Origin of the sequence: Trichocoleus sp. ST-U1 (genome assembly GCF_039961835.1) — a bacterium.
Taxonomy (GTDB): Bacteria; Cyanobacteriota; Cyanobacteriia; order Cyanobacteriales; family FACHB-T130; genus FACHB-T130.
The window spans coordinates 43465-55906 of sequence record NZ_JAMPJZ010000038.1 but is presented as its reverse complement, the minus strand read 5'-3'; the positions used below and the strand labels follow the sequence as shown (position 1 = coordinate 55906).

General features: G+C 43.4%; 16 protein-coding genes and 1 tRNA gene. 10 read left to right on the top strand and 7 right to left on the bottom strand.

Annotated elements, in window-relative coordinates; genetic code table 11:
- Nucleotides 1-152 (bottom strand): UPF0758 domain-containing protein (locus NDA06_RS15090; RefSeq protein WP_348251764.1); only part of this gene is annotated, 152 nt, incomplete at its 3' end.
- A 135-nt stretch (nucleotides 153-287) separates the two neighbouring features.
- On the bottom strand, nucleotides 288-1238 hold the full coding sequence (locus NDA06_RS15085) for a phosphoribulokinase (RefSeq protein WP_190986661.1): 951 nt from the start codon (nucleotides 1236-1238) through the stop codon (nucleotides 288-290).
- Nucleotides 1239-1426: 188 nt separating this feature from the next.
- On the opposite strand from NDA06_RS15085, the gene NDA06_RS15080 reads away from it, so the two are divergent.
- From NDA06_RS15080 to NDA06_RS15070, 3 genes are all read left to right on the top strand, one after another.
- Complete coding sequence (locus NDA06_RS15080) at nucleotides 1427-1594, top strand: hypothetical protein (protein ID WP_190986660.1); 168 nt, start codon at nucleotides 1427-1429, stop codon at nucleotides 1592-1594.
- A gap of 477 nt (nucleotides 1595-2071) precedes the next feature.
- The gene (locus NDA06_RS15075; RefSeq protein WP_190986659.1) at nucleotides 2072-2554 is read left to right on the top strand and encodes a hypothetical protein; all 483 of its coding nucleotides are present in this window, start codon (nucleotides 2072-2074) and stop codon (nucleotides 2552-2554) included.
- Between the two features lie 75 nt (nucleotides 2555-2629).
- Nucleotides 2630-3787: an AIPR family protein gene (locus tag NDA06_RS15070; RefSeq protein WP_190986658.1), complete on the top strand. Its 1158-nt coding sequence runs from the start codon at nucleotides 2630-2632 to the stop codon at nucleotides 3785-3787.
- A gap of 94 nt (nucleotides 3788-3881) precedes the next feature.
- On the opposite strand, the gene NDA06_RS15065 is transcribed toward NDA06_RS15070, so the two are convergent.
- Complete coding sequence (locus NDA06_RS15065; RefSeq protein WP_190986668.1) at nucleotides 3882-4076, bottom strand: type II toxin-antitoxin system HicB family antitoxin; 195 nt, start codon at nucleotides 4074-4076, stop codon at nucleotides 3882-3884.
- A gap of 280 nt (nucleotides 4077-4356) precedes the next feature.
- A tRNA-Val gene (locus NDA06_RS15060) sits at nucleotides 4357-4429 on the bottom strand.
- Between the two features lie 91 nt (nucleotides 4430-4520).
- Between NDA06_RS15060 and NDA06_RS15055 the strand changes: the two genes are divergently transcribed.
- Both NDA06_RS15055 and mazG read left to right on the top strand, forming a co-directional pair.
- On the top strand, nucleotides 4521-5135 hold the full coding sequence (locus NDA06_RS15055; RefSeq protein WP_190986657.1) for a metal-binding protein: 615 nt from the start codon (nucleotides 4521-4523) through the stop codon (nucleotides 5133-5135).
- 28 nt (nucleotides 5136-5163) lie between these two features.
- Nucleotides 5164-6021, top strand: coding sequence for a nucleoside triphosphate pyrophosphohydrolase (gene mazG, locus NDA06_RS15050; protein WP_190986656.1), 858 nt, complete (start codon nucleotides 5164-5166; stop codon nucleotides 6019-6021).
- A 4-nt stretch (nucleotides 6022-6025) separates the two neighbouring features.
- On the opposite strand, the gene NDA06_RS15045 is transcribed toward mazG, so the two are convergent.
- From NDA06_RS15045 to NDA06_RS15035, 3 genes are all read right to left on the bottom strand, one after another.
- Complete coding sequence (locus NDA06_RS15045) at nucleotides 6026-6307, bottom strand: hypothetical protein (RefSeq protein WP_190430758.1); 282 nt, start codon at nucleotides 6305-6307, stop codon at nucleotides 6026-6028.
- Between the two features lie 210 nt (nucleotides 6308-6517).
- Complete coding sequence (locus NDA06_RS15040) at nucleotides 6518-6721, bottom strand: tetratricopeptide repeat protein (protein ID WP_190986655.1); 204 nt, start codon at nucleotides 6719-6721, stop codon at nucleotides 6518-6520.
- A 202-nt stretch (nucleotides 6722-6923) separates the two neighbouring features.
- Complete coding sequence (locus tag NDA06_RS15035) at nucleotides 6924-7604, bottom strand: hypothetical protein (protein WP_190986654.1); 681 nt, start codon at nucleotides 7602-7604, stop codon at nucleotides 6924-6926.
- Nucleotides 7605-7862: 258 nt separating this feature from the next.
- Here NDA06_RS15035 and NDA06_RS15030 point away from each other — a divergent pair, with 258 nt between their 5' ends.
- The 5 genes from NDA06_RS15030 (at nucleotide 7863) to NDA06_RS15010 (ending at nucleotide 12425) form a co-directional block, all read left to right on the top strand.
- The gene (locus NDA06_RS15030) at nucleotides 7863-9164 is read left to right on the top strand and encodes a glutamate-5-semialdehyde dehydrogenase (protein ID WP_190527153.1); all 1302 of its coding nucleotides are present in this window, start codon (nucleotides 7863-7865) and stop codon (nucleotides 9162-9164) included.
- A 256-nt stretch (nucleotides 9165-9420) separates the two neighbouring features.
- Nucleotides 9421-9801, top strand: a complete 381-nt coding sequence (locus NDA06_RS15025) for a group 1 truncated hemoglobin (protein ID WP_190440463.1) — start codon at nucleotides 9421-9423, stop codon at nucleotides 9799-9801.
- Between the two features lie 51 nt (nucleotides 9802-9852).
- The gene (locus tag NDA06_RS15020) at nucleotides 9853-10776 is read left to right on the top strand and encodes a bestrophin family ion channel (protein WP_190986653.1); all 924 of its coding nucleotides are present in this window, start codon (nucleotides 9853-9855) and stop codon (nucleotides 10774-10776) included.
- A 29-nt stretch (nucleotides 10777-10805) separates the two neighbouring features.
- Nucleotides 10806-11177, top strand: a complete 372-nt coding sequence (gene folB / locus NDA06_RS15015; protein ID WP_190410036.1) for a dihydroneopterin aldolase — start codon at nucleotides 10806-10808, stop codon at nucleotides 11175-11177.
- Between the two features lie 72 nt (nucleotides 11178-11249).
- Nucleotides 11250-12425 (top strand): patatin-like phospholipase family protein, encoded by a 1176-nt coding sequence (locus NDA06_RS15010; RefSeq protein WP_190686716.1) that lies wholly within the window; start codon nucleotides 11250-11252, stop codon nucleotides 12423-12425.
- The last annotated feature ends 17 nt before the right edge of the window (nucleotides 12426-12442 follow it).

Below are 12442 nucleotides of genomic sequence, written 5' to 3'. Positions count from 1 at the left end.
CCGACAGCGGAAAGTTTCCCGGCCCCTTGACCTGTGCCCAGCAAAATCGCAATTAGCTCAGCGGTTGCAAGATTTTTGGCTCCCTGCGCCATTAATCGTTCGCGAGGACGTTCGCTAAGGGGTATATCTGCAATTCTGAGGCAATAGGTCATAAATGCACCGGGAAAGACTATATCTAGTTTTCCCGATAGTGCCGTGAGAGTTGCGATCGCGCCAAGAACAAAACAATTAAGAATTAAAAATTAAAAATTGAGAAATTCAACTTTTAATTTTGCATTTTTAATTTTTTAATTCTTTACTGTGTGGATATTTGCAGCTTTGAGCATATGATAGGCAACTAGTAGCTGAGTCAGTGCCAGAGGGTAACTTTGGAGCGTTTCCCCAGTTGTCCCGACGAGAGTACCCAGATTGGGGGTGCCGTCCAAGCTACAGAAAGGCAGTAAATCGGGGATGTCGTTACACAGCATCCGCTCTAAATCTTTGACTTGTTCGCTGGTTGCTTGACCGTCAATTTCTAGCACATCAACCGGCTTGCCCATATCCCGCTCAAGTTCCAGGCGAATTGCCGGTTTGTAATTAGGACTGCTTGGGTTCAAAATCTCGGTCAAGCTTGGATGTGGAATCGTCGGTCTGAGTACCAATTGCACATTCAGGTGTGAACTGCTCTCCTCTGGCGCGTCTGTAGGTGGGTAGAAACTCACCACGATATCTGCCCATTGGCGCTGGGGACGGATGAATTCCTCTGAGTCTGGTTCGCGCTTTCTCAATTGTTCGCGAACCTGTTCTTCGTTATAGCCCCGTTTCATCGTATCTCGCTTGATCTTCCACTCAGCGCGTAGAGCTTCAGGCGGTGCTAGATAAACTTTTACATCGTGATAGTCACGGGTTTTCATGGTTGAATAACCGAGAAGCCCTTCAACAATCACAAACTTGCTCGGCTTGATATACTCAGGCGGATCGAACATCCCCGTGTCGTGGTTGTAAATCGGCTTCAGGATGGGCTGTCCGTTTTGAAGCAGGGACAGGTGTTGCTCCATAATATCCAAGTAGTTGCAGTCAGGATGCAGTGCTGAAATTCCCTTCTCTGCACGCTGAATTCGGTCGTACTTGTGATAATCATCGGTACAGATAATGGTGACATTGTCTTCACCTAATATCTGAGCAATTCCTCGTGTTAGTGTTGTTTTCCCAGCGGCACTGTCACCAACAATGCCTAGAATAATCGGACGATGGCTCATTTTCCCTCTCGCGCAAAAGCAAGTCCTGCTGGACATTCTGAATTGTTCAATTGTAGAAGGAATAGGGATCAACTCGATCGCAAGAATGCCTGCTGTTTGGGCGTTGGTTCTCAGTGCAGGTTGCGCCAAGCGTGTCCTTTTATCGGCACCCGCTGAGTAAAGTATTGTAAATTAATCGCGATGCCAGATTGCGATCGCAATCTTCAGCAGTCTCTTGCTGGATTAACTGCGATCACACTCATCAGGCAAAATGCGATCGCGCCCTCATCTCATACAAAACGCGATCGCCCAAACAGCAGTTACAGCAGATTGAGGAGTGGCAAGCATTGAGGTTAAAGTTGCGAGGGAGTGAATGAGCCATTCGCTAGCGCGATAGCTTCGCTTTACACTTCTCCATATGCCGAGTCGCCTTGCCATCGGATGGAGTGCCAGTTCAAGTCAACGCAGGGTGTGAGAGGCATAGGTTGAGGTTGTTATCGAGGTGTCCCAGGTATGAGCAAGATTTAAGATCCTGGTGTTGTGGGAGGATAGGTGTTGCAACTGGTGTCAGTTTCCCTTTAGAGGGATGACCGCCTATCAGAAAGCTCTTCAATAAAAGGATTTCTATTAATTAAAGTTGCCACTCACGAAACGCAGATGTTCTTCGCAATTTAGCGAAAAAGAAAATTTCGCTCTGATGAAGTGCGTTGGTTAGCCCATTCAGCACAAGGATTGTCAGTCAAAGACTGTAAACATTCTTAACGAATGTCCAAAGCGGTGGAAGCAACCTAAGACAAGATTCTAAAATGTAGCAGAAGCATAGAGTAGTTGTTATCAAAGCAGAATTCGGATTTATGGCAATGAATAATGGCGATAACAAATTCATAGTTAAGCAAATTCAAGGAGAAGTCCGAAATCTGTTTAAAAATTTGATTGATTTATCAGATTTAGATGGAACACGAATTGACAAGGATATTGCCTTATTAAGCCGAGGTCTTGCAGCATATAGTCTACACCTTTTAGCCGATATAAGTCCCAATGAAGCAGCACAATCAATTGTTGATGGAAACGGTGATAATGGAATAGATGCAATTTTTTGGCATAAAAACAATAATGTGCTTTGGTTGATTCAATCTAAATGGATTCAAAAAGGAAGTGGGCAACCAGACTATAGCGGGATAAATACATTTGCAACTGGTGTTAGAAATCTCATTAACGAGAATCTGGATAGACCTAATATTAAAATTATTAAGAAAAAGCACGAAATAGAAAAAGCTCTTTCAAGCATTGGGCTAAAAGTAAAACTTGTTATAAGCCATACTGGGCAGGGTCTTTAAAAGACAAGTCGAACATGCTTAGAAAATGTAGTTAAAGACTTAAATGAGAATGACGAAGGTGCTTTTAGTTATGAAGTGTTTGACAAAGATATAGCCTATCAGGCTGCTGTAGAAAATGCCAATAGGCTAAATATAGAAGCTGAGTTTAATTTATCAAATTGGGGAAAAATAGACGATCCACATACAGCTTTCTACGGACAAATAAATGCTTTAGAACTAGCTGAATTGTGGTTAAAGCACAAAAACAAATTATTTGCTAAAAATCTTAGAGACTTTATAGATCAAACTCAAGCTAATGATGAAATCATCCGAACTATAAAAGAAGAGCCATCATTGTTTTGGTACTTCAATAATGGTGTGACTGTTTTATGTCAAGAGTTGCAGAAGAAAACTAAGGGAACAAAAAGGCTGAGCGATGATTTTTTTGCTAAAGGTATTAGTATTATTAATGGCGCACAAACTATAGGTAGCATTGGTAGGGCTTATGAAGACGACCCAGAAGATTTAGAAGAAAAGTTAGAAGAAGCACAGATATTTATTAGATTAATTTCTCTTGAAAAGTGTTCTGATGACTTTGGAATGAAGATAACTAAGGCAACTAATACTCAAAATACTGTAGAAAGTAGAGATTTTGTAGCTTTGGACCCAACTCAGCAAAGATTAGCGCAAGAACTAAAAGCTTGGGATAAAGATAAAATTTATTTCTATAAACGTTCAGCGGAAATGGTTAGTAATGAAAACTCTTGTACGCTAAGTGAAGCTACAATAGCTTTGGCTTGTTTTAATCCAGACTTAGGACTATCCGTTATTGCCAAGAAAGATATCTCTGAAATTTGGGGAGATACATCAAGTACCTTGTATAAAATTATATTTAATAATAGTATTTCCTCTATTCAACTTTGGAGAGTTGTAGAAGTATACAGAATAGTTGAAAACGAATTGAAAGTCCGAAGTAAAGAGTCAAAATCATTTGATAAGATTGCAAATCATGCAAATTTATTTATTTTACATCTTGTTTTTCAATCCCTGGAAGAACAAAAAATTAATATTTTCAATCCGGACTTTAAAGCTGAAGACTACGAACTATTTTTACCTAAGATCATTACCAATATAACAAATGCAGTTCATGAGTTTATGCAGAAGGAACATCCTTCTACTAGGATAGGAATATTTTTCAAAAGTAATAATAAGTGTCAAGAATTAAAGCAAAAGATATACAACCGTTATAAATAAGTAGATACAAAGAAAGAAACTACCAATTAGCTTAACCCAGTGCAAAAGTGAGCGCGACGTGTACCTAAAGCATGCTCTCTCAACAAGGTTCAACCTATTCAGACAGAGTAGTTGCTTCGGGAATGGGTAAACCCTCACCTCGCAAACCATCTAAGTTAAAAACGCTCGCTTCTTTGATCTGCTGTTCCATCTCTTCAAGAGTTACACCTATTGCAACACATCCAGATAAATCTGGAACATAAGCTGAATAGTTGCTCTCCAGCTTTTCAATCACAATCGCATAGCGCATTACTCTTCTTCTCATACATCTTTGGAGTTCCTTCATGCTGACTCTTTACCGCTCAAAGCTTCTGATGTTCTTAAGGCAAGCACGAAGTGTGCGCGAAGCACATTAGCTCCAAGACAGCACAACCGACGACTCCAATCGCTCGATTCCATAATGTGCTATTGTGGTTCCGAAGTTCTCGCATCCCTTCGCTTCTCCAAAGGAATCTGGATGAAGCTGAATTTGGCTCAATGACATTCATCTGTCACCAACGACAGATAATTAGTCACTATACAATTTTTAATGGGCAGTACTGGACTCGAACCAGTGACATCCTGCTTGTAAGGCAGGCGCTCTACCAACTGAGCTAACCGCCCAAATTCAGACACTTTTTAGATAATAGCAGATTACGCTGCTGCTGCTACTATTCAAACAGAATAAATTTTAAAAAATCTCAAATTTTAACGGATGCCCTCTGGTCGGACGCACGATCGCATTACTTTATGGTGCCTGCCTTGGGTGGCTGGCATGACGTTCGGGCTGACTCGCAGTGGCGATCTGACGTTAATTGTTTCCGGAGGATTTTTATTCAGCGGGCTGATGTTTAGCCCAGACTTGGATCTAAACTCCCGTCCTTATCAGCGTTGGGGCTGGTTGCGGTGGATTTGGATACCCTACCAGAAGTGTTTACGTCACCGCTCGGTTTTTTCCCACGGGTTGGCAATTGGGACAATCGTGCGATCGCTTTATCTCTCCTGCTGGCTCTTTCTCGTGGGATTGTTGATATTAGGGATGCTACAGCTAGTCTGGGGTGTCGGGTGGACTTGGCAGGTGATAGCGAATCAAGTAGAGAGATCGCTTACTCAATACCCAGCTGAATGGATAGCGCTGTTTGTGGGTTTGGAGTTGGGTGCAATGAGTCACTCGTTCAGTGACTGGGGGGGTTCTGCCTACAAGCGGTTTAAAAAAAGTGGATTGAAGGCGGTGATGCCTAAGCGAGTGAAGACTCGGAAGCGAACCGGCAAAGTGAGTCAGCGTAGAGTCAAGAAACCAACCGCCAAGACGCAGAGGACGCGAAGGTAAGATCGAAAGACAAACTGAATTTTCGTTTATGCCAAATTCCCCAGAATCTGCTCATCCCATGCCTCAAACTGCACTAGAAGCCCTGCAACAGTTGATTGAGATTGTTGCCCAGTTGCGATCGCCCAATGGAGGTTGTCCGTGGGATTTAGCGCAGACTCCCCAAACCCTTACCCCGTATGTCATCGAAGAAGCTTATGAAGTCGTAGATGCGATTCGCACTGGGGATAAAGATGCGATCGCTGAAGAACTGGGGGACTTATTGCTACAGGTGGTGCTGCAAGCGCAGATTGCCAGCGAATCCGGGCAATTTAGCTTAACCGATGTCGTTCAGGGGCTTACTCAAAAGCTGATCCGCCGTCATCCTCACGTCTTTGGAGAGGTTGAAGTCGAAACTGCGGAGGAAGTCCACGAAAATTGGCAGAAAATCAAAGCCGCAGAAAAAGGAGAAACGACTCAAGACGCGCAACAGCTAAGTCGCAAACTGACTCGTTATTCCCGCACATTGCCGCCACTGATGGCAGGGATGAAAATTTCTCAAAAGGCAGCTGCGGCTGGGTTTGAGTGGGAGAATATTGAGGGCGTGTGGGCGAAGTTTCACGAAGAGTTAGCAGAATTTGAAGAGGCACTGCAACAGGAAGACGAAGCCCATCAGCAAGCGGAACTGGGAGATTTATTATTTACGGTGATTAATCTTGCCCGTTGGTACGATCTCGATCCTTCAGAAGCTTTACAGGGAACGAATCAGCGATTTATTCAGCGTCTGAAAAAAATGGAGGCTTTTGCCGACCGTCCCCTCTCTGATTACACATTAGATGAGTTGGAAACGCTTTGGCAACAAGCGAAAGCTCAGTTAGCAGCTTCGGGCGAATTAAACAAGGAACGCTAAATTTTTAAGCCGCGATTTGGGAATCCTGAATGAGGATGCGATACAGTTCTTCTTCCAGCCAGCACTCATCTTCTTCTGCTAGCACCAACCGTGCCTGCCGCCATATCCCAGCCATCTCTGAATCTGTGTACTTTGAAGTCAGTTTCTCCGATAGCTGTTCCAATGCTCTTGAATTCCGAGCGATCGCGATTGATGCCATTCTCCAGGAATCCCACCCATTTTTTGAAACTGCACTCATTTTCTGAAGCCCACTTCCTGACTGTTCTTTACCTAACTTAGAGGTCATTGGATTCGATTATCTTCCGTCAAAATACTGAATCTATGTAACTTCATATACTCTTCATAGGAAAACAATACTTATATAAATTTGCGATGAAATTTTCTAGCACCTGGTTTGCCGGTTTGAGTTCCTCAGCACCAAGAAGAAGGCGAACCGTGCGCTTGCAGTGTTCGCCCTTTTTGAAACTACAGGTTGGATGAAGAAAATTTCCGAAATTTAGAACAGGGATGGGAAGACAAAACCAAGCGCGATCGCTTTTTGGGTCTGCCCGCTCCCTTGATAAGCTTTCGCTAGCCCCATCAAACCTCTCAGGTAGTCTTTAGCGCGAGCATCGGAACAATGGCAGTATTGCCTGAGCAACGGAACTGCCTCTTGATATCGTCCTTGTTTGAGCGCGTCAAATCCGGCTTCGAGTGACATAATGCATCTCCCTGAAGAAGGAGCAGCGGTATTGGTTGACCAAATACTCGCTAGATACACGGTTTGTCACAGTAGTTTCGGAAAATTTCAGAAATTCATCTACCAAAAGATAGAACCATTGAAATGAAAAACCCGCTTTCTCGAAGAAACCGGGTTTATGGGGATGAAACTAAATAAAAAATTTAATCGCCGCCAGCAATACTCAAAGAGTATTGCTGGCGGTAGATTCATCATCTTCTGAGTAATCTCCGCTTAAATATTGAGCAAGAAATTTGTCAATAACTTTTACAATTTCTCCGCACTCAGGGCTATCGGAAGACTCTTGGAGGATATCTCTATCTAAGACATCTAGCTGCTGATTTTCTATCAACAGCTCTTCTTTCAGCAGAGATTTACCTAAATCAAGTGGAAATTGCTGAAGGGAGTCCTCAAGCGATCGCAAACTTTCTACTAAGTCTAACTGCAATCGATCTACCATTTGGAGACGAGTCTCTACGTCAGACTGCGATTGCACAAGCGCGTCGAAATACTCTAATGAATCTAAGGGCAAGTCTATCGCGGGGAGGCGTTCATCTAAATCAATGTCTAAATCAATGTCTAACAGCTCGACCGGAACACTTCTAGTTGAACTAGCCCGTAACTGCTGCGACTTTTGGCACTCTTCAGCACTATTAGCCAACAATTGCTGTAATTTTTGACAGGTTTTAGGCAAATTAGCTAGCAACTGCTGGGATTTTTGGCGCTTTTTAACGCCATCAGCTCGTAACTGCTGGGATTTTTGGCACTCTTGAGCCAAATCAATCCGTAACTGTTGTCTAGATTGCAACTGTTTATCTGCGGGTGGGCTAGCAGAAACTAACAGTTTTTTTTGATGTATACTCATTTAAGTTATATTTTGTAATTTTTCTGAAAATTTTATTTTCATACTACTTATATATTTTACAAACAACAATTAAGAATTTATTAAAATGAGCTAAAATCGAGCTAATAAATTTAATTTATAAATCAATTAAAAAGTAGTAAACCTATCTCTAGCCTTAGGTTCATCCGATTTAAACTCAGGCATCCCATCTATTAGAATTTAAACAGAAGCCACATTTTGCTAAACTTTGGCTTGAACGTAGGCGTTTGATTCAGAGCCATGACTTCCCAGATTGCTTCCATGTCCTTAAGTGCGATCGCTCAAAAAACTCGTCAAGCAGCGCGAAGCTTGGCAGTGTTGTCCGCAGAGGCGAAAAACCAAGCGATTGAAGCGATCGCGCAAGCGCTAGAATCCTCAGCATCAGAGATTGTGGCGGCGAATGCGGCAGATTGCAAGGCAGCGGAGGCGGCAGGAATTCCCAAACCGCTTTACGCTCGCTTGAAGTTAGATGAAACAAAGCTAAAAGGCGCGATCGCGGGGGTGCGAGATGTGGGGCGTCTGCCCGATCCCGTGGGCGCAGTGCAGGTTCACCGGGAACTGGATGAGGGATTAATTCTCAAGCGCGTTACCTGTCCTCTAGGCGTTCTGGGAGTGATTTTTGAAGCGCGTCCCGATGCAGTGATGCAAATTTCCACTCTTGCCATCAAATCTGGCAACGGTGTTATCCTCAAATGCGGACAGGAAGCGGTGCGTTCTTGTGAAGCGCTGGTGAAAGCGATTCGCCAGGGATTAGCGAAGACTGAAGTAAATCCAGATGTAGTGCAATTGCTGACAACGAGAGAGGAAACCTTAGAACTGCTGAAATTAGATCAATTTGTAGATTTAATTATTCCTAGAGGTTCTAACTCTTTTGTCCGTTTTGTGCAAGAAAATACTCGCATTCCTGTTTTGGGTCATGCCGAAGGGATTTGTCACGTCTATGTGGACAAAGCGGCGGATCTGCAAAAAGCTATCTCGATTACCGTAGATGCCAAAACCCATTACCCAGCCGCCTGCAACGCTGTGGAGACTCTGCTAGTGCATCAAGCGATCGCATCGGAATTGTTACCGCAAGTTGCGAATACTTTGCAATCAAAAAATGTAGAATTGCGAGGAGATGAAAGCACTTGCGAAATCCTGAACATTACACAGGCGACTGAAGCCGACTGGGCGACAGAATACAGCGATTTAATTCTCTCAATCAAAATTGTGGATTCTCTCTCAGAAGCGATTGACCATATTAATACCTACGGTTCTCGGCATACTGATGCCATCGTGACAGAAGATACTGCTGCTGCAACTAATTTTCTGGCACAAGTCAATGCTGCTGGAGTCTTTCATAACTGTTCAACTCGCTTTGCCGATGGCTTCCGTTACGGATTAGGCGCAGAAGTGGGAATCAGTACTCAAATGATGCCTCCTCGCGGCCCTGTAGGCTTAGAAGGACTGGTGACATACAAATATCAAATCGCAGGCGATGGGCATATTGCTGCCACCTACAGCGGTGCAGATGCCAAACTCTTTACTCATCGAGATTTGTAGACACCGAATCTAGGTGTAGTAGAAATACTCGGCGGAGAATCTCCCTAAATTTTCTCACCCCCGAAAGCAGCCCAGTGAAGGTCGAAGATAAATTTTTCCAACAGAAGCCCAGGAAAAATTTTATTCGCGAGTGCTGGGGTGTACTTTAAAGTAGGATTGAGGTTTTTTAAAACCTTAAAATGCTTACCGAGCGATCGCTAACCTTGCCAGTTGCCAAGGAGAATTCAGGAATTATTTAATTCAAGAAGAAGCCATTATGAACTCACAACTATCACTTTATGAGCGCCTGGGCGGTGTTTACAATATTGCAGCCGTAGTCGATGATTTCATTGACAGAATCATGGTTGACCCGAAATTGAATGCAAATCCTCTTGTAGATGAAGCACATCACCGAGTGTCAAAAGCAGGTTTCAAGTATCTGGTTACAGAAATGGTTTGCTGGGCGACAGGTGGTCCGCAACAATATACGGGTCGTTCAATGCACGATTCTCATGCTCACCTAAAAATTTCTCCTGAAGAATGGGAAGTATTTCTGGCGGATTTTCAACAAAGTTTAGATAAGTTTGAAGTTCCTCTGACAGAACAGAAAGAGCTATTTGATATCGTTGCCAGCACTCGGCAAGATATTGTTGAATGAAGGCGATAACGATGATTTAATCTTTTTCTGCTTCAGTGAATAAACAGCAGCATGACGATTGAGAATAAAAACTGGTTTGCAATGGCTTTACAGTTGAGGGGATCGGTCGCACCGACTATTTTTCCCCGCGTTCTTTTGTGTGGAGGGTTTGGTTTTTTCGTTTCTATTCTCGATTATTTTAAATTACCGATCGCTGGAAACCTTTTAGATAATCTGGTTACTAATGTTGTTTATAATCTGGTTTTAGGCTTATTATTGGTTTTCCGGACAAATACGGCTTACGAGCGGTTTTGGGAAGGGCGCAAATCCTGGGGGCTTTTGGTGGTGAACGTCCGCAATTTAGCGCGGCAAATTCAAGTATCGGTTGCGGAACGAGAATCAACAGATAGAGAGGATAAAGCAACAGCGATGCGGTTATTAGGAGCCTTTGCGATCGCAACTAAGTTACAGTTGCGACAAGAGGCTTTAAACGACGAGTTAGAAGAGATAGTAACTCCATCGCAATTTCTTCAGCTCAAAAGCGTTAAAAACCCTCCGCTAAAGATAGCATTTTGGATTGGGGATTACCTACAGCAGCAACACGAGCGGAACTCCTTAAATAATAATCAGTTAGCTGCAATGAATGGATTGCTAGATCAAATGGTAGAAGCTTTAACTGGCTGCGAACGCATTTTAAAAACCCCCATTCCTTTAGCTTATGCGATTTACCTAAAGCGACTGTTGCTGATCTATGGCTTCGCACTACCTTTTCAACTTGTCGATACTTCCGGCTGGTGGACAGGGCTAGGTGTCGGTATAATTAGTTTTATTTTATTTGGGATTGAAGAAATCGGTAATGAAATTGAAAATCCTTTTGGACGAGATCCGAATGATTTACCATTAGATGATATTTGCACCACAATCATTGAGAATCTTGAAGATTTAACGAAGATACCGGAGCAAAGTTTAGGAGAAATTTTGGCTCCTCAGGTTTGAAGTAGCAAGGAAATTAAGTTTTTGACAAAATGGATAGCATTCAGCTAACAGGAATTCGCTGCTACGGCTACACTGGTTACTTACCAGAAGAACAGGTATTGGGGCAATGGTTTGAAGTAGACGTAACTTTGTGGCTAGATTTGGCACCAGCAGGCATCAGCGATGCCATAGAAGACACTCTGGATTACCGCGCGGTGATTTCGACAGTGAAGGATTTGGTAAAAACCGCTAAGTTTGCCCTCGTAGAAAAGTTAATCAGCGCGATCGCAGATGCCATCTTAGAATTCAAACAAGTGTCACAAGTCCAAGTGCGGTTAACGAAACCGGGCGCACCGATTCCAGACTTTGGCGGCAAAATTACGATTGACATTACGAGGGCGAATCAAAAGGGCAATGGGTAGAAGACCCGTAAACAAGGAAGGATGAGCAATTAGCGATTAGATTTGACAGCAATTTTTTGTGGGGAAACAAGCGTGACTTTTCGCATTTTGAGCTTTGACGGGGGCGGTATCCGGGGTGTCATTTCGGCAACGATGCTGACGGAGATTGAGAAAATTATCGGTCAGCCCTTAAGCCAATACTTCCACTTAATTGCAGGAACCTCTACCGGGTCAATTTTGGCGGCGTCGATTGCTAGCGATCGCACAGCCCAGGACATCGTGGATGTGTACCAGAACAAAGGGACTCGAATCTTTCCCTACCGAAACCTTTGGTCGGCGCAACGGGTAGGGTTGCTTCTTCAGTACGGCCCTTCTGCCCCTAAATACTCAAACAAAGGTTTGATTGAATCTCTTAAAGAAGAATTTAAATACAAAAAACTGTCGGATATCACTTCAACAAAACTCTTAATTACTGCCTACGACACAATTAAGCGAGAACCGATTATTTTTAAAAGCTGGCGCAAAATATTTGCTGAACTTCCCTTATGGGAAGCGTGCCTCTGTTCTGCTTCTGCCCCAACTTTTTTTCCTGCCTATAGACTGGATAAAAAAGAAGAAGGGATTGCCCAAGGCGGAGATACAAACTCGATTACGTTAGGGCAAGAAGCCGCAGAAGACAATGGTGATTACAATCAAATGCAAATTGAAATCATCGGCGGGGCGGGACGCGGTCAGATTCGTAGCATCATTGGTTACAGAGGCGGGACTCGGATGGCGCTTGTGGATGAGCCGTGGAACGTAGTGCCTAATAATACTTCTGCTTACCGGATTACTAACGTATACTCGGTGATTGACGGTGGTGTTGGGGCAAATAATCCCACAGCTTGCGCGATCGCTGAAGCCCTGCGGTTAGGTTATAAACCCCACGAAATTTCAGTTTTATCCCTCGGTACGGGAAGTCTTACCCGCGCAATTCCGCTTGAAAGTGCCCAACAATGGGGTGCGATTCAGTGGGCACTCCCGATTCTTGATGTAATTTTTGATGCTTCGTCAGATATTAATAGTTACATTGCTAAACAGGTGATTGATGAGGATAGTCGTTACTTGCGCTTGCAATTTAAACTCGATAGCAAGTTGACTGGGAAACGATTGAGTGACGATATCGATGATGCGAGTCCGGCAAATGTCATGAATCTAATTGAAGCCGCCAAAGTCTACATCAACCTACCACAAGTGCAAAGATCGTTGAGGGATTTTATAAATAGTTAGCAGACTCAGAAAAATTA